The following is a 16,529-nucleotide window of genomic DNA, read 5'->3' as shown; positions in this document are numbered from 1 at the left end:
GACACCCACATGCAGACCCATTTCACCCCAGAGCAGCTCAAGGACCCCGGAACGGCCCGCGCCAACGAGATCCTGCGCGCTTGCGTCCACTGCGGCTTCTGCACGGCGACCTGCCCGACCTATCTGACCCTCGGCGACGAGCTCGACAGCCCCCGGGGCCGCATCTACCTGATGAAGGACATGCTCGAGAACGAGCGGGTGCCCGACGCGAAGACCGTCCGCCACATCGACCGCTGCCTGTCCTGCCTCGCCTGCATGACCACCTGCCCCTCGGGCGTGCATTACATGCACCTCGTCGACCACGCGCGCGCCTATATCGAGAAGCACTACGACCGCCCCTGGCACGACCGCGCCCTGCGCTGGCTCCTGGCGCGGATCCTGCCCTATCCGGGGCGCTTCCGGCTGGCCCTGCTCGCGGCGAAGGCGGGCCGCCCGTTCCGCCGCCTGATCCCCGACGCGCGCCTGCGCGCCATGCTGGAGATGGCGCCGAAGCGCATCCCCCCCGTCAGCCGCAACGACGATCCGCAGACCTTTCCCGCCCAAGGCCCCCGGAAGCTGCGCGTGGCGCTGATGACGGGCTGCGCCCAGCGCGCGCTCAACACGGACATCAACGACGCCACGATCCGGCTTCTGACCCGCCTCGGCGCCGAGGTCGTCGTCGTCGAGGGGCAGGGCTGCTGCGGCGCGCTCACCCATCACATGGGCAAGGAGACCGAGGCCCATGCCACCGCCGCGAAGAACATCCGCGCCTTCGCCCGCGAGGCCGACGCGGGCGGCCTCGAAGCCATCGTGATCAACACCTCGGGCTGCGGGACGACCGTGAAGGACTACGGCCACATGTTCGCCCGGACGCCGCTCGCGCAGGACGCGGCCCGGGTCGCCGCCCTTGCGCGCGATGTGTCGGAGGTGCTCTCGGACCTCATGCCCACGGCCCCCGCCGCCACCCCGCGCCCCGCGAAGGACTCCATCGCCGGAACCGATGCTCATGCGCCGCAGGAGACCCGCGCGCCCGAGGGGCTGACCGTGGCCTACCACGCCGCCTGCTCGCTCCAGCACGGGCAGAAGATCAAGGCCGCGCCCAAGGCGCTCCTGAAGGGCGCCGGCTTCACCGTGGTCGAACCCGCCGATCCGCACCTCTGCTGCGGCTCGGCCGGGACCTACAACCTGATGCAGCCCGGGATCTCGGCGCAGCTCAAGGCGCGCAAGGTCCGCACGCTCGAGGCGAAGGCACCCGATGTCATCGCCGCCGGCAACATCGGCTGCATGATGCAGATCGGCGGCGGCACCGCCATCCCGGTGGTCCATACGGTGGAGCTGCTCGACTGGGCCACGGGCGGGCCGAAACCCGGCGCCCTGACGCCGGAGACGTGACCTGCCCCATTTCCGCCGCAATCCGTCCCTAGGATTGCGCCACACCCCGTCCTCCGGTCCCCCATGCGCCGCATTCTCTCCGCCTTCGCCCTGCTCTGGGCCGCGCTGCCCGCCCTCGCGCAGGACACCGACCTGCGTGCGCTCGAGACCCTCGACGCCGCCCGCGGCTGGGAGGCGGTGGGCCGTCTCGACATCGCGGGAAAGGGCTTCTGCACCGCGGCCCTGATCGACGAGACGACGCTGCTGACAGCCGCCCATTGCCTCTACGACCGCCAGACCGGCGAGAGGATCGACCCCTCGCGCATGGAATTCCGGGCGGGCTTCCGCGACGGGCGGGCGCTGGCCTACCGCGACATCCGCCGGGCGGTGGCCCATCCGGGCTACGTCTTCGGCGCGTCCGCCGACATGGCGAACCTCGGGCGCGACGTGGCGCTGCTGGAACTCTCTCAGCCGATCCGTCACACCGGCATCCTGCCCTTTCCCGTGGGCCTCTCCCCGCGCGAGGGCGATCCCGTGGGCATCGTCTCCTATGCCGAGGAGCGCAGCGAACGCCCCTCCCTGCAGGAAAGCTGCGACGTGCTGGGCCGCCAGGACGGGATCTACGTCATGTCCTGCGACGTGAACTTCGGCTCGTCGGGCGCGCCGGTCTTCTCCCTTTCGGGCGGGGTGGCGCAGATCGTCAGCCTCGTGTCGGCCAAGGCGGAGCTCGAGGACGGTCGCGTCGCCCTCGGCGTCGACCTCGAGGCGCCCCTCGCCGCGATCCGCGCCGAGATGGCCGCCGGCCGCGGCACGGTCTCGGGTGTGGGCGCCAGCACATTCCGCACGGTGCGCCCCGGCGAGACCTCCACCGCCGAGGGCGGCCCGAAGTTCATCCGCCCCTGACCGCAGGGTGGGTTTCCAACCCACCGTGCCCTCGCCAAGTCCCCCCGCCGCCGGGCTCCACCCCCCGGCGCCACACCTCTTGAAACCCTCGCTGCCCCCTCCCAAATCCCTCTCGCGGAACGCCACCACAGGGTTCCGCACCCGGGTCCGTCCACCATGGAGGGCCCGCGGATGTCTCAGGTTTCGCTCAACGGAGGATACCCCATGCGGACTTTCGACCTTGCCCCCCTGTATCGGGCCACAGTCGGCTTCGACCAGATCGCCGACCTGATGGACCGGGTTCTGACGAACGACCCCGGCACCCAGACCTATCCCCCCTACAACATCGAGAAGACCGCCGATGACGCCTGGCGCATCTCGGTCGCCGTCGCGGGCTTTTCCGACGCCGATCTCTCGGTCGAGTTGCGCGAGCACGCGCTGATCATCTCGGGCCGCAAGTCCGAGGACACCGAGGGCGGCCGCACCTACCTGCACCGCGGCATCGCCACCCGCGCCTTCGAGCGTCGCTTCCACCTCGCCGACCACGTCCGCGTCACCGGCGCGAGCCATGCCGACGGCATGCTCCACGTCGACCTCAAGCGCGAGGTCCCCGAGGCCCTGAAGCCGCGCCGCATCGCCATCACCAACGCCGATGAGACGACCGAGACCGACGTCGTCGACGCGCAGACGGTGAACTGATCCGGCGCCAAGGCGCCATCTGACGGGCCGGGGAGCGATCCCCGGCCTTTTCCGTCAGGACGCGGGGCGGAGGCTCGGGCTCGGGGCGGATTGGTGGAGGATTACGGCCTGGGCGGGGGTCTGGCAGTTGCTGGTTCGCCAGCAAGGCAGGCACTGCGGAGCTTTCCGCCGTTCGTTTAGGTTGCGCGAAATTCTGCTTTTGCCTTAAGTGAACTCATTCAACACCGTAAATCATTTCCGCATACTCGCGAACTTCATCAGGTGTATTGCCTTCTATCTCTCGCAGATATCCCAAGAACTCATCTGGGTCGCTGAGAGAAAAAATCCTGGCCTTGTACTCCAAGGCAGTCGCAAGTGGTTCTTCCTTCAACAATACAGCGCAGCGTTTGTCGATGAAGAGTGCGTCCATATATGGCGCATACACCGAAATTGTCCTCACATCGTTCACAAGGCCACGATCTACTATTCTCTTCTCGCCCATGGCAACTCGCCTCGCTACAGCGGCAAACAGGTAAGCTGAAATCTTTTGGTGCGGTATTTCTCTTTGTTGATCCGAATGCCAGAATTCTACAATCTTAATCGGATGCTGACCTTCATCAACTCCACGCTCCTCAAGTAGGCGACAAAGCTCTCTGTATTCGCGATAAATTGGCCTGTTTGAAGCCTCAAGAAGCAACATTGGATCCTTTGATTCAGGATTCAAAACGTCCTGAAACCACTTGGCAAAGGCCCGCTTCTTTTCTGGCCCTATTGCCGAGAACTCGCTTTCGAGAACATTCGCAAACGTTGCCTTCTTCTCGAGCCAACTGTCCGCGATCTGTCTCATTGCGCCATGCACTTCTCCCCTTACGGCTCGAATGTGATCCGCAAATTGACTATAGTCGGCCCGCACGTCGATGAACATATCTGACAGCCATTCGTTCCTTTCAATATCCGAAATCTGTTCCAAATCAAAGGAAACCGCAGGCTCTGCCGAATCGAAGTAGGCCTTTGCGAATTGAATGTCCTGCAAGAGCTCAACATCGCGGGAGTCCATTAGCGAGACGTCGCCACCGAAAAACTCATACAAACCCCGCAAGTCAATGGGGCTGTGGAATACCGTTGTTTCATCGTGATGGATATCGGAGTGCGGCAAGAACACTTGCTGCAGGACAACACACCGCCTCAGCAGTGCGTAGACCTCTTTTGCAAAACTTTCGTGGCCCTTTGGCAGATTTCCGCCATTCTGGATCGCGTAGATCATACTAAACATGAACTGGTCCAGATAGATCGCCTTCTTGTTTAGTTTGGGCAGCGGGATTTGTACCGTCGCTCGACAGTTGGCGCAGCGTTTGGTCAATAATTCCCCACCGGCAGAGAGGATGCCCATTGTCGGCTGCAAACAATTGGCACACCGGGTAAACGGCCCTCGCTCCCATGAAAATCCGCTCAATGCGAAACCTCCGCTTTCAAGCAGTTTATCTTTACCGCGCTCCCGCAAACGAACGTTCGCGCACTTAACAGCATCGGTCAATCTTGGGCTCAAAGCGGCCATAATGTGTGAACGGCACAAACGACCCCTCCCTCCCCCCCTTCCCCCCACCCCCTCCATCGGGCACACACGCCCCATGGCCACTCTCCTCGTCGTCACCGCCCATCCCGAACCGCAGTCCTTCACGGCCCAGTGGGCGCGCGCCACCGCCCGGCACGCCGAGGCCGCCGGCCATACGGTCCTGACCTCCGACCTCTGCGCCCAGGGCTTCGACCCGGTGGAGCACCCCCGGCATTACGCCGCGCCGCCCGAACCCTTCGACGCGCTCAAGGCCCAGGCGGGCGCCGATCCGCTCCCCCCGGACGTCGCCGCCGAAACCGGAAAGATCCGCGCCGCGGACCTCATCGTCCTGCACTTCCCGCTCTGGTGGTTCGCGCCCCCCGCCATCCTCAAGGGCTGGACCGAGCGCTGCCTGCCCCATGGCCATCTGCACGACACGAAGCACCGCTTCGACACCGGTCACCTGCGGGGAAAACGCGTCCTCTTCCGCGTCACCACCGGCTCGAGCGCCGCCGAAAGCGGCCCCGACGGCCGCGAGGGCGACACCCGCCTGCTGCTCTGGCCGCTGGCCGCGACCTTCCGCTACTGCGGGCTGACGGTGCTGGCACCCCAGATCGTCCACGGCGTTCACGGCTATCACCGCGCCGAGCGCAAGACCGCTCTCGAAACCCGCCTGAAACCGCTTCTCGACGGCCCCGACGACATCGCCACCCTCTGTGCCGACCGGCCGGCGCTCCCCTTCAACGCCGATGCCGATTTCGACGACGAGGGCCGCCTCAGTCCCGGCGCGCCGTCCCATTCGCCCTTCATCGCCCGGGGCTGATCACCCGGCCCGCGTGAGGTCCAGAAACACGTCCTCCAGATCCGCCTGCTCGGTCTTCACGTCGCGGATGTGCATTCCGGCCCTGCGCACCGCCTCGAGGATATCCTCCGCCGAATGCACCGAGGTGCGGTAGGTGAAGGCCAGGACGCCCCCCGCCCGGGTCTCCACGATCACCCCTTCGGGCACCGGCGGCGGGTGCGTCGCCTCCATCGGCTCGATCACCAGTGTCTTGGCGTCGAGCCTCGACAGGAGGTTCGCCGTGGTGTCCTGCGCCACCACCTGACCGTGGTTGATGATGGCGATTTCGTCGCACATCTCCTCCGCCTCCTCGAGGTAGTGCGTCGTCAGGATGATCGTCATTCCCCGCGCGTTGAGCCGCCGCACGTTCTGCCAGAGCATCGTCCTGAGCTCGATATCCACCCCCGCCGTGGGCTCATCCAGCACCAGGATCTGCGGGCTGTGCACCAGTGCCTTGCCCAGCAGCAGCCGCCGCCGCATCCCCCCCGACAGCGAGCGCGCATAGGACTCCGCCTTGTCCGTCAGGCCGATCAGTTCGAGGATCTCGTCCGTGCGCCGCTGCGCCTTCGGCACGCCGTAAAGCCCGGCCTGGGTCTCCAGCGCCGCGCGGGGCGGAAAGAACGGATCGAGGTTCAGTTCCTGCGGCATCACCCCGATGGCGGCCCGGCTCTGGCGCGGGTTGCGGTCCTGGTCGAAGCCCCAGATCGTCACCTTGCCGGCGGTCTTCACCACCAGGCCCGCAAGGATGTTGATGAGCGTCGATTTCCCCGCTCCGTTCGGTCCCAGCAGGCCGAAGATCGACCCCTCCCGGATGGTCAGGTCCACGCCCTTCAGCGCCTCCTTGCCCGGGGAGCGTCCCGACGCCCGGTAGGTCTTTCTCAGCCCCTCGATCTCGATCGCATTGCCGGCCATGTCGCCCGCCCTTCCTGCCTGTGCCGCGCCTTGACAGCGTCCGCGCGGGGTGTAAGCCCGATGCCATCAGGCGGCAACCGCAGGGGATCGACCGAGATGTCAGAAGCCAAGACGCCAGAGATGCCCTACGAGGACGTGAGCCGCCTCTTCCCCGCCCCCGAGGAACAGGTGGTGACCGCCTGGCGCGTCCACTGCGACGGCGGCGAAGGCGCCCTCGGCCATCCCCGCGTCTGGATATCGATCCCCCGTGAATGGGGCTGGATCGACTGCGGCTATTGCGACAAGCGCTTCGTCCACGAGAGCGTGACCGCCAGGGGCTGAGCCCCCGGGGCCGGCGCGCCGCGCTCCCCGATCCCCGGCCGCGACAAGTCCACGCGGGGCGCGCGCCAGCCGCCCCGACCGTCAGGCGCATCCCCCCGCGGACACGCGCGTTCGTGCGTCGACCGCACGGCCGCCGCGCCGGCGGCCGGTCCCGACCGCAATCGCCCCGGGACCGCCTTCCCGCCGTGCTCCGGGCCTCTCCGGTCATCCCACCGCGCTTCCATGGACCTCCGGCCGGTAGCCGGCGCGAAGCACGGCCACCACCGGCGCGGGCGTCAGCACCGTCACCCTCCCCCGCGGCACGGCCCGCCCGTCCCCGTATCCGCCGAAGCTCCAGCGCAGCGCCCGCCCACGCCACAGCAGGAGGGCCTCCGCCCCCACCGCCACCATCGTCCCGTCCGGCAGCCCCTCCGCCTCCGCCGCATGGACCACCTGCTCCCGCGCCCGCGTGATCCGCGCGCGATGCAGCACGCCGTCGATGGTCCGCGGCATCGACAGCCCCTCCGCCGCGCCGCCATACACCGCTTCCCAGCAGGCCACGAACACCCGGTACCGCTCGCGGCGGCACTCCCCGCAAGGCCGGTGCCCCGCCGCCAGCGCCGTGGCCTCGTCGAGAAAGAACAGCTCCGTGTACCGCCCCGGCGCCATGATCTCGCGCCGGCGTCCCCGGTAGTCCAGCGCACAGGCCACCCAGTTCCGGTGCGCATGGGTCTTCCGCACGGTCTTCTCCCCGTCGTGGAGGACCCCCCGGTTTCCCATCAGCCCGCCCCGCGCCGGGACGGCATGGAACTCCCCGAAGGGATCGACCCGGTTCCGCAGGCTCATCGCGGTCTCCCCTCCGGCGCCTCGCGCGCCGTCATGACACGACCTTCCCATCCGGGACCAGATCGCGATGGCCACCCAGACGCTCCCCCGCGTCCCCGCCGTTCCGAGCTGAAACGGTCCCCGCGCGGACGAGGGACGGTTGCTCCCCCGCCAGCCCGCCGCCGGCGCCTCGTTTGACTCGACGTCGCGCCGGGTCCAGACTGACCCCGCCCAGCGACCCGTCCACAGCCGTGAAGGACCGCCACGATGCACAGGTCACAGCCCCCGTCCGCCGCCGTCGATCCCGCGCCCCGGTCCCGCCGCGGCCCGGCCGCCCGCCCGGGTGTCCTCCGACGCCGGGCGCGCCGCATGCTTCGGGCGACCGGCACGGCGGCACTCCTCGCGCTCCCCGCGGTTCCGTCCGCCGCCCAGGGCACGACCTTCACCGGATGCGACGGCCCCGATACGATCAGCTCGCTCGACCTCCAGGGAGACTGGCGCATCGACGAGGGCCACGCCGTCGTCAGCGGCGTGCCGTCCTCCGCCGGCGGGCAGGGCGTGCGCCTGCAGGCCACCGCCGGCGACCTCACCCTCGAGATCGACGGGCGCCGCATCGGCCTTCAGCAGACAGACGCCCCGCGGGAAGAGCTGCTCTGGCCAACGGGGCCCCGCGCCCCCGTTTCCGCCGAGCAACTCGAGATCGTGCTGGGATGCCGCATCGACGACCTGCCCCGGTGGGCCGAGCGGGGATCCGTCACCGCCGAAGGCCGCACCGCGGCGGTCTACTGGCGGGTCTTCGCGATCGAACCGGACTGGGTGATCCTGCAGTACGACCTCGCGGGACCGCCGTCCGCCGCCGGTTTCTTCTCCCTCGGACGATAGCCGCCACGCTCCGCGCCCCTCCGCCACTGGCCCGCCCCCGCGATCCGTGCCAGAACCGCGCGGGACCAGAGCGAGGAGGCCGGCATGGCATTCGGCAAGGGCTGTCACCTTCACCTGATCGACGGATCGGCCTTCATCTTCCGCGCCTACCACGCGCTCCCGCCGCTCACGCGCAAGTCCGACGGCCTCCCCGTGGGCGCTGTCTCGGGCTTCTGCAACATGCTCCAGCGCTACGTCGAGGGGAACGACGGCGGCGACTGCACCCATGTGGCGGTGATCTTCGACAAGGGCAGCCACACCTTCCGCAACGACCTCTACGATCTCTACAAGGCCAACCGCGACGAGATGCCCGAGGACCTGCGCCCGCAGATCCCCCTGACCCGCCGCGCGACCGAGGCCTTCAACATCGCCTGCAAGGAGATGGAGAACTACGAGGCCGACGACATGATCGCGACCCTCGCCCGCCAGGCCCGCGAGGCCGGCGGCCGCGTCACCATCATCTCCTCCGACAAGGACCTGATGCAGCTCGTCGGCGACGGCGTGGTGATGCTCGACGCGATGAAGAACAACCGCATCATCGACGCGGAGGGCGTGTTCGAGAAGTTCGGCGTCTACCCCTCCCGGGTCGTGGACGTGCAGGCCCTCGCAGGCGACAGCGTCGACAACGTCCCCGGCGCGCCCGGCATCGGCATCAAGACCGCCGCGCTCCTCATCAACGAATACGGCAGCCTCGAGGAGCTTCTCGACCGCGCCGCCGAGATAAGGCAGCCCAAACGCCGCGAGACCCTCATCGGGCACCGCGCGCAGATCGAGCTGTCCAAACGCCTCGTCACGCTCGACGACCGGGTCCCCCTCGAGTTCACCCTCGACGACCTCGAGGTCCGCGACCCCGATCCCGACACGCTGCTCGGTTTTCTCGCCGAGATGGAATTCCGCACCATCACCCGCCGCATCGCCGAACGGCTGGGGGTGGAGCCGCCGCTGGTCACGGAAACCGCCCCCGCCGCCGCCAGCCCCGGCGCGAGCGCGGGCGCAGGCACCGAGGTGCCGGAGGTCCCGGCCATCGACACGGCGCTCTACGAATGCATCACCGACGCCGCCACGCTCTCCCGCTGGATCGAGCGCATCCGCGAGTCCGGCCTCGTCGCCATCGACACCGAGACGACCGGACTCAACGAGATGACCTGCGAGCTCGTCGGCATCTCGCTGGCCACCGCGCCGGGAGAGGCCGCCTACATCCCGCTCGCCCACCGCGGCGAGGGCTCGGGCGATCTCTTCGGGGGTGACGCGCTCCTCCCCGGCCAGATGCCCCTCGACGCGGCGCTGGCGCTGCTGAAGCCCGTGCTGGCAGACCCCACGATCCTCAAGATCGGCCAGAACCTGAAATACGACCTCAAGGTCCTGTTCCGCTACGGCCTCGACGTCGCCCCCATCGACGACACGATGCTCCTGTCCTACGCGCTCAACTCGGGGCTCCACGGGCACGGCATGGATACCCTGGCCGAGCATTACCTCGGCCATGCCTGCACCCCCATCAAGTCGCTGATCGGCTCGGGCAAGAGCCAGATCACCTTCGACCGGGTGCCGATCGAGGCCGCCACCACCTACGCCGCCGAGGATGCCGAGGTGACCCTCCGCCTCTGGCAGACCTTCAAGCCGCAACTGCCCTGGAAACGCCTCGCCACCGTCTACGAGACGCTGGAGCGCCCCCTCGTCCCCGTGCTGGCGCAGATGGAGCGCGCGGGGATCGAGGTCGACCGCAATACGCTCAGCCGCATGTCCGGCGCCTTCGCCCAGAAGATGGCCGCCCTCGAGGAGGAGATCCACGCTCTCGCCGGCCGCCCCTTCAACGTGGGCTCCCCGAAACAGCTTGGCGAAATCCTCTTCGACGAGCTCTCCCTCACGATGCCCGACGGCAAGGCCCCGAAGAAAGGCAAGACCGGCGCCTACGGCACCGGCGCCGACGTGCTCGAGGATCTCGCCACGCTCCACGACCTGCCCCGCCGCATCCTCGACTGGCGCCAGGTCTCGAAGCTGAAATCGACCTATACCGACGCGCTGCAGGAACACATCAATCCCGAGACGGGCCGGGTGCACACGAGCTACTCCCAGGCCGGCGCCAACACGGGCCGCCTCGCCTCGACCGATCCGAACCTCCAGAACATCCCGGTCCGCACCGAGGAGGGCCGCCGCATCCGCGAGGCCTTCGTCGCGCCCCCGGGCCGCACCCTCGTCAGCCTCGACTATTCCCAGATCGAACTCCGCATCCTCGCCCATGTCGCCGGCATCGACGCCCTGAAACAGGCCTTCCGCGAGGGCCAGGACATCCACGCCGCCACCGCCTCGGAAATGTTCGGCGTGCCGCTGGCCGAGATGACCCCCGACATCCGCCGCCAGGCCAAGGCGATCAACTTCGGCGTGATCTACGGCATCTCGGGCTTCGGCCTCGCCCGCAACCTGCGCATCCCCCGCGACGAGGCCCAGGGCTTCATCGACCGCTATTTCGAGCGCTTCCCCGGCATCCGCGCCTACATGGACGACACGATCCGCTTCGCGAAGGATCGCCTCTATGTCGAGACCCTCTTCGGCCGCCGCATCCACACCCCCGAGATCGCCGCGAAAGGCCCCTCCGCCGGCTTCGCCCGCCGCGCCGCGATCAACGCGCCGATCCAGGGCACCGCGGCCGACGTGATCCGGCGGGCCATGATCCGCATGCCCGCCGCCATCGCGGACCTGCCCGCCACCATGCTGCTCCAGGTCCATGACGAACTCCTCTTCGAAGTGGACGAGGACGCCGCAGACACCCTCATCGCCCGCGCCCGCGAGGTGATGGAGGGCGCGGCCCTGCCCGCCGTCGCCTTCACCGTGCCCCTCGTGGTGGACGCGGGCCGCGGCCCGAACTGGGCCGCCGCGCACTGACCCCTGCCCCGGGGGCGCCTCGTGCCCCGCTTTTCTGGCCGGAAGTATCCCGGGGAGTCCCGGCCACGGGCCGGGACGGGGCGGAGCCCCTCCGCCCTTGACATCTCGCGCCCGCGACGCAATTAAGTTGCGCAAGATACCCGCCAAGCGGAACCATGTTACCCGATGGAGCGCGACATGCTCGACAACCAGCCCCGCGGCACGATCGTGATCGAGGATCTCGAGATCGGCATGACCCGCTCGCTCTCGAAAGAGGTCACCGACCGCGACATCGAGCTCTTCGCCGAGGTCTCCACCGACCGGAATCCGGTCCATCTCGACGACGACTACGCCCGCGACACGATCTTCGAGGGCCGAATCGCCCATGGCATGCTCACCGCGGGCCTCGTGTCGGCGGTGATCGGCGAGCAGCTTCCGGGCCACGGCACCGTCTATCTCGGCCAGTCCCTGAAATTCCTCGCCCCCGTCCGCCCCGGCGACCGGGTGACGGCCGAGGTGGAGGTCGTGGCCATCGACCATTCCCGCAGGCGCGTGACGCTCGACACCCGGTGCCTCGTCGACGGCAAGCCCGTCCTCAAAGGCGAGGCCCTCGTCCTCGCCCCCTCCGCCAAGTTCGACTGACCCCCGCGACGCCGCCCGAAGCCGTGACGCCGCCCGCAAGGGCGGAGGAGCGCGCCCCCGCTTGCGCTGCCCCGCGCCGCCCGCTACCCCCCGGCCCATGCGCATCGTCCGCGACATCGCCCATGTGGACCCCGCCGCGCGCGGGGCCTCGGCCGCCATCGGCAATTTCGACGGCGTGCACCTCGGCCACCGGGCGGTGATCGACACCGCCCGCGCCGCAGCCCGCGCGGCCTTCGCGCCCCTCGGCGTCATGACCTTCGAGCCCCACCCCCGCGAGGTCTTCAACCCCGGCGGCACCCCCTTCCGCCTGATGAACGCCGAGGCCCGCGCCCACCGGCTCGAGAAGCTCGGCGTCGAGGTGCTCTACGAACTCCCCTTCACCCGCGCCCTGTCGGACCTCGAGCCCGAGGCCTTCAGCCGCCGCATCCTCCACGAGGCGCTGGGTCTCGCCCATGTCGTCGTCGGCACCGATTTCTGCTTCGGCAAGGCCCGCGCCGGCACCGCCGCCGACCTGACCCGCCACGGCGACGCCCTGGGCTTCGGCGTGACCGTGGCGCCGCTTCTGTCGGTGGGGCCGGGACGCGTCTCCTCCACCGCGATCCGCGAGGCCCTGTCCGAGGGCCGCCCCCGCGACGCCGCCGCCATGCTCGGCCACTGGCACCGCATCGACGGGCCGGTGATCCAGGGCGACCAGCGCGGCCGCCTCCTCGGCTATCCCACCGCGAACCTCTCCATCGAGGGGCTGCACCCGCCGAAATTCGGCGTCTACGCGGTCAAGGCCGACGTGCTCTCCGGCCCCCACAAGGGCAGCTACGACGGCGCCGCCTCCATCGGCGTGCGCCCGACCTTCGGCGTCAACAGCGCCAATTGCGAGACCTTCCTCTTCGACTTCGCGGGCGATCTCTACGGCACGCACCTGTCGGTCGCGCTGGTGGAGTTCCTGCGCCCCGAGGAACGCTTCGACGGCGTCGAGGCGCTCATCGCCCAGATGGACGCCGACTGCCTGCGCGCCCGGGACATCCTTGCCCATGCCTAGGTCCCGCCCCCGGCCCGCGCCCGCCTTCGACCCGATCGACCGTACCGGCCTGCGCGACCGCTACTGGCGCGACACGCCGCTCTCGCGCATGTCCGGCAAGGAATGGGAGGCGCTCTGCGACGGTTGCGGCAAATGCTGCCTCAACAAGCTCGAGGACGACACCACCGGCGAGGTGGCGCTGACCCGGATCGCCTGCAAGCTCCTCGACGACACGTCCTGCCTCTGCGGCTCCTACGGCACCCGCCACAGCTTCGTGCCGGAATGCATCCGCCTGACGCCCTCCACCCTGCCCGATCACCTCTACTGGCTTCCCGCGACCTGCGCCTACCGCCTCGTCCACGAGGGCCGCGACCTCGCCTGGTGGCATCCGCTGGTATCGGGCGATCCCGAGACCGTGCACAGCTCGGGCACCTCCGTCCGCGGCCTCACCCTCTCCGAAGCCCTGGTCCCCGAAGAGGACTGGGAAGACCACATCATAGAGGACCTCTAGTGTTTTTCGCCTCCGACAATGCCGGCCCCGCCCATCCCGCGATCCTCTCGGCCATGACCGACGCCCTCGGCGGCTATGCCCTGGGGTATGGCGCCGACGACACGACCGCCGCCGTCGAGGCCCGCATCCGCGAGATCTTCGAGGCCCCCCGCGCCGCCGTGCGCCTCGTCTCCACCGGCACCGCGGCCAATGCGCTCCTCCTCGCCACGCTGGCGAACCCATGGGAGTCGATCTTCTGCACCCCCCAGGCCCATGTCTGGGAGGACGAGTGCAACGCCGTCGAGGCGATGACCGGTGGCGCCTCCATGGCCCATGTCGCGGCCGGGCCCGACGCCAGGATGACCCCCGACACGCTCCTCGACGCCATCGCGGGCCGCGGCGGCGCCGTCCACCGCGCCCAGCCCGGCCCGGTCACGATCACCTCCGTCACCGAACGCGGCACGCTCTACACGCCGGACGAGATCGCAGCGCTCTCGGATGTCGCCGCCACCCGCGGCATGAAGGTCCATCTCGACGGCGCCCGCTTCGCCAACGCGCTGGTGGCCCTGGGCTGCACGCCGGCAGAGATGACCTGGAAGGCCGGCGTCGACGCCGTCAGCTTCGGCGGCACCAAGAACGGCTGCCCGGCGGTCGAGGCCTGCATCCTCTTCGACCCCGATCCCGATTGGGAAATGCAGCTCCGGCGCAAGCGCGGCGGGCATCTCCTTTCCCGCCACCGCACCCTTTCGGGTCAGATGCAGGGCTATCTGGCAGGCGATCTCTGGCTCGACCTCGCCGCCCGCGCCAACGCCGCCGCCGCCCGCCTCGCCGCGGGCCTGCGCGCCCTCGGCCTCGGCGACACCGTCCTCGCAGAACCCGAGGCCAACATGATCTTCGTCTCCTGGCCCATGCGGCTCCATGACAGGCTCACCGCCGCCGGCGCCGTCTATTACGTCATGGGCCACAGCGACGATCCCGAGGCGCCCGTCATCGGCCGCTTCGTCTGCGACTGGGCCACCTCCGAGGAGGCCGTCGACACGTTCCTCGGGCACCTCCGCACGGCGCTCGAGACGAAAGCCGCCTGACGATCCGCGCCCGGGCCCGGTAGGCCGGGCGCGCGCCCGGCCTCTCCGCCGTCCTCAGGCCACCCCTTCGAGAACCCGGTTCGCCTGCACCGAGGGCCGCTCCTTCATGCGCTCGAAATGCGCGGCCACGTTGGGCGGCAGCTCCCAGCCCGCCACATCCACGGCCCAGTACTCGTTGTAGTAGAGCGCGGCGTCGGCGAGGGTCAGCCGCTCGCCCACCATCCATTCCCTGCCCGCGAGCTGCGCGTCCACCACCTCGAACGCCGCCATCATCGCGTCCCTGCCGCGCTGCTTCAACTGCTCCATCGCCTCGGGAATGTCGGAATAGGCATCCGGGCGGCGGTACATGCGCCAGGACAGCATGTGCACCGTCCCCACGACGTAATCGAGCGCCTCGATCGTCCGGATCATCCCCTCGGGATCGGTGGGCATCAGGTTCTTCTCGGGATGCTGCAGCGCCAGCCACATGGCGATGGCCGCGAACTCCGTCACCACGCTGCCGTCGTCGCGCACCAGCGCCGCCACCTTGCCCTTCGGGTTGAGTGCCAGGTAGTCCGGCGACTTCTGCTCCTTCTTCGAGAAATCCACGATCCGCAGATCGTACGGCGCGCCGATCTCCTCCATCAGCACATGAATGCCGATGGCACAGGTCTTCTTGGCGTAGCACAGGGTCGTCATGTCGGTTCACCTCTGGGTCGGTTTCCGGCGCTGGATGCTGCGGCGACGAAGAAGACAGGGGCTTGTCCCCGAGGGCATGGCCCGCGTCATCCCGTCGCCGGACCGGATGCCCCGGGTGCATCTCACGCGACGCGCGCCGGCCGCAAGCGTCTCCCCACAGGAAGTGAGGGGCTGATGCCCCCCGGCGCCAGGCCGGCACGGGCGCTCACTCCGCCTCCGGAAGCTCCACCTGTTCCACGTTCAGCGTGCCGTCGCCCTGCATGCAGAAGGACATCTCGGCCAATGTCCCGGTCACCCGGGCCTCGCGTCCCATGGCCTCCTGCGGGATCTCGCCGGCGAGCGACCAGACCGTGCCCTCGGCGGTGGTCAGGATCGGGCATTCGACGCCCCGCGAGATCGTCCCGGTCAGCACCCGCCCGCCATCCTCCTCCGGCGGGGCCCCGTCGTCGCCCGGAATGATCAGCTCCATGCCCGGCACGAGCTCCGGCGTCGGATCGAGGCCGTTCTCGGCGAGCAGCGCCGGAACCGACACGTCATGCAGCTCCGCGACCGACCGCACCGTGTCGCCCGGCCTCACCTCATGGCCGTTCGTCGCCGGTTCGCCGGGCCGCAAGCGCAGCACCGCGCCCGGCGACAGGCCCGAGGGGCTGGCGATCACGTTCAGCTCGTAGAGCTGCGCGAGCGGTACGCCGCAGGTGTCGGCGATATCCGCGAGCCGGTCCCCGGGCTTCACCCGGTAGGTGTCCCCGCAGACGCCCTCGGCGCCGGCGGGACCGGTCCCGATGACGAGGCACAGGCCGAGAAGGGGGGTCGCACGTCTCATGGCGGATCTCCTTTCCGGTCGAACGGCCCCGGCGCGCCCGCGTTCCGCCGCCTCAGAGCTTACCGGCCAGATGCCGGTCCAGATCGTCCAGCCGGTCGTGCCCCCAGAACCGCTGATCCGTCTCGGCCACGATGTAGAAGGGCGCGCCGAAGACTCCCCGCTCCACCGCCTCCTCCAGATTGCGCCCGTAGGCCTCCGCCCCCGCCAGCAGCCCCCGGTCCGCGAGTCCCGGATCGAACCCCGCCGCCCCGAGCACTTCCCGCACCACCGCGTCGTCCGCGATGTCCCGGTCCTCCTCCCAGACCGCCCGCAGAAAGCCCCGGACCAGTGCGCCAACGTCGCCGCCCCCCGCCGCCTGCGCCGCGATCACGGCATAGGACGACGGCGCCGGGTTCGTCGGAAAGTATGCGGGCCGGAGCTTCATCGGCACGCCGCGCTTCTTCGCGCCGCGTTCCAGCTCCTGCATCCGGTAGGCCTGCCGGTTCGGATGCCGCTCGGCCGGCGTGGTTCCCCCGGTGCGCGCGAACAGCGCCACGATGTCGAGCGGCCGATAGGTGACCTCCGCCCCGTGCCGCTCCGCGATCCGCTCCAGCTCGTCGCCGGCGAGATAGGTGAAGGGCGAGAAGGTGGAAAAGAAATAGTCGATCTGCGGCATCAGAACCCCCCTCGGCGTCGC

17 protein-coding genes are annotated in these 16,529 nt (G+C 69.2%); 11 read left to right on the top strand and 6 right to left on the bottom strand.

The features are described 5' to 3' along the window. Positions 1-9: 9 nt before the first annotated feature. From glcF to EAT49_RS18170, 3 genes are all read left to right on the top strand, one after another. A complete protein-coding gene (gene glcF, locus EAT49_RS18180) occupies positions 10-1,371 on the top strand; it encodes a glycolate oxidase subunit GlcF (protein ID WP_123643732.1) in 1,362 nt (453 codons plus the stop codon). A 63-nt stretch (positions 1,372-1,434) separates the two neighbouring features. Next, entirely contained in the window at positions 1,435-2,253 is an 819-nt protein-coding gene (locus EAT49_RS18175; protein ID WP_123643731.1) for a trypsin-like serine peptidase, read from the top strand. Between the two features lie 204 nt (positions 2,254-2,457). Continuing rightward, positions 2,458-2,931 carry an Hsp20 family protein gene (locus tag EAT49_RS18170; protein ID WP_123643730.1) on the top strand — a complete coding sequence of 158 codons (474 nt, stop codon included), beginning with the start codon at positions 2,458-2,460 and terminating at the stop codon, positions 2,929-2,931. A gap of 214 nt (positions 2,932-3,145) precedes the next feature. Here the strand turns inward: EAT49_RS18170 and EAT49_RS18165 are convergent, their stop codons facing one another. Further along, positions 3,146-4,444, bottom strand: a complete 1,299-nt coding sequence (locus tag EAT49_RS18165; protein WP_148078751.1) for a hypothetical protein — start codon at positions 4,442-4,444, stop codon at positions 3,146-3,148. A gap of 94 nt (positions 4,445-4,538) precedes the next feature. Between EAT49_RS18165 and EAT49_RS18160 the strand changes: the two genes are divergently transcribed. Beyond that, positions 4,539-5,285: an NAD(P)H-dependent oxidoreductase gene (locus EAT49_RS18160; RefSeq protein WP_123643728.1), complete on the top strand. Its 747-nt coding sequence runs from the start codon at positions 4,539-4,541 to the stop codon at positions 5,283-5,285. Here the strand turns inward: EAT49_RS18160 and EAT49_RS18155 are convergent, their stop codons facing one another. Continuing rightward, positions 5,286-6,215: an ABC transporter ATP-binding protein gene (locus EAT49_RS18155; protein WP_123643727.1), complete on the bottom strand. Its 930-nt coding sequence runs from the start codon at positions 6,213-6,215 to the stop codon at positions 5,286-5,288. A gap of 120 nt (positions 6,216-6,335) precedes the next feature. Between EAT49_RS18155 and EAT49_RS18150 the strand changes: the two genes are divergently transcribed. Then, the gene (locus EAT49_RS18150) at positions 6,336-6,536 is read left to right on the top strand and encodes a zinc-finger domain-containing protein (protein ID WP_123643836.1); all 201 of its coding nucleotides are present in this window, start codon (positions 6,336-6,338) and stop codon (positions 6,534-6,536) included. A gap of 204 nt (positions 6,537-6,740) precedes the next feature. Here the strand turns inward: EAT49_RS18150 and EAT49_RS18145 are convergent, their stop codons facing one another. Continuing rightward, positions 6,741-7,361: a hypothetical protein gene (locus tag EAT49_RS18145; protein ID WP_123643726.1), complete on the bottom strand. Its 621-nt coding sequence runs from the start codon at positions 7,359-7,361 to the stop codon at positions 6,741-6,743. A gap of 348 nt (positions 7,362-7,709) precedes the next feature. Here EAT49_RS18145 and EAT49_RS18140 point away from each other — a divergent pair, with 348 nt between their 5' ends. From EAT49_RS18140 to EAT49_RS18115, 6 genes are all read left to right on the top strand, one after another. Then, entirely contained in the window at positions 7,710-8,222 is a 513-nt protein-coding gene (locus tag EAT49_RS18140; RefSeq protein ID WP_123643725.1) for a hypothetical protein, read from the top strand. 84 nt (positions 8,223-8,306) lie between these two features. Continuing rightward, the gene (polA, locus tag EAT49_RS18135; RefSeq protein WP_123643724.1) at positions 8,307-11,141 is read left to right on the top strand and encodes a DNA polymerase I; all 2,835 of its coding nucleotides are present in this window, start codon (positions 8,307-8,309) and stop codon (positions 11,139-11,141) included. 177 nt (positions 11,142-11,318) lie between these two features. After that, positions 11,319-11,762 (top strand): MaoC family dehydratase, encoded by a 444-nt coding sequence (locus EAT49_RS18130; RefSeq protein ID WP_123643723.1) that lies wholly within the window; start codon positions 11,319-11,321, stop codon positions 11,760-11,762. A 97-nt stretch (positions 11,763-11,859) separates the two neighbouring features. Then, a complete protein-coding gene (locus EAT49_RS18125; protein WP_123643722.1) occupies positions 11,860-12,798 on the top strand; it encodes a bifunctional riboflavin kinase/FAD synthetase in 939 nt (312 codons plus the stop codon). Next, positions 12,791-13,288 carry a YcgN family cysteine cluster protein gene (locus EAT49_RS18120; protein WP_123643721.1) on the top strand — a complete coding sequence of 166 codons (498 nt, stop codon included), beginning with the start codon at positions 12,791-12,793 and terminating at the stop codon, positions 13,286-13,288. Before EAT49_RS18125 ends, EAT49_RS18120 begins: the two co-directional genes overlap by 8 nt. Beyond that, complete coding sequence (locus EAT49_RS18115; protein ID WP_123643720.1) at positions 13,288-14,352, top strand: threonine aldolase family protein; 1,065 nt, start codon at positions 13,288-13,290, stop codon at positions 14,350-14,352. The genes EAT49_RS18120 and EAT49_RS18115 overlap by 1 nt, the downstream gene beginning before the upstream one ends. 54 nt (positions 14,353-14,406) lie before the next feature. Here EAT49_RS18115 and EAT49_RS18110 read toward each other — a convergent pair whose 3' ends face one another. From EAT49_RS18110 to EAT49_RS18100, 3 genes are all read right to left on the bottom strand, one after another. After that, positions 14,407-15,030: a glutathione S-transferase family protein gene (locus EAT49_RS18110; protein ID WP_123643719.1), complete on the bottom strand. Its 624-nt coding sequence runs from the start codon at positions 15,028-15,030 to the stop codon at positions 14,407-14,409. A gap of 205 nt (positions 15,031-15,235) precedes the next feature. Next, the gene (locus EAT49_RS18105) at positions 15,236-15,853 is read right to left on the bottom strand and encodes a LysM peptidoglycan-binding domain-containing protein (protein WP_123643718.1); all 618 of its coding nucleotides are present in this window, start codon (positions 15,851-15,853) and stop codon (positions 15,236-15,238) included. Between the two features lie 52 nt (positions 15,854-15,905). Then, positions 15,906-16,508, bottom strand: coding sequence for a 2-hydroxychromene-2-carboxylate isomerase (locus tag EAT49_RS18100; RefSeq protein WP_123643717.1), 603 nt, complete (start codon positions 16,506-16,508; stop codon positions 15,906-15,908). Positions 16,509-16,529: the final 21 nt, after the last annotated feature.

Origin of the sequence: Histidinibacterium lentulum, from assembly GCF_003789055.1 — a bacterium.
In the GTDB taxonomy this organism is placed as follows: domain Bacteria; phylum Pseudomonadota; class Alphaproteobacteria; order Rhodobacterales; family Rhodobacteraceae; genus Oceanicola; species Oceanicola lentulus.
The sequence above is the reverse complement of the archived record's forward strand: the minus strand, read 5'-3'. Positions and strand labels throughout refer to the sequence as shown.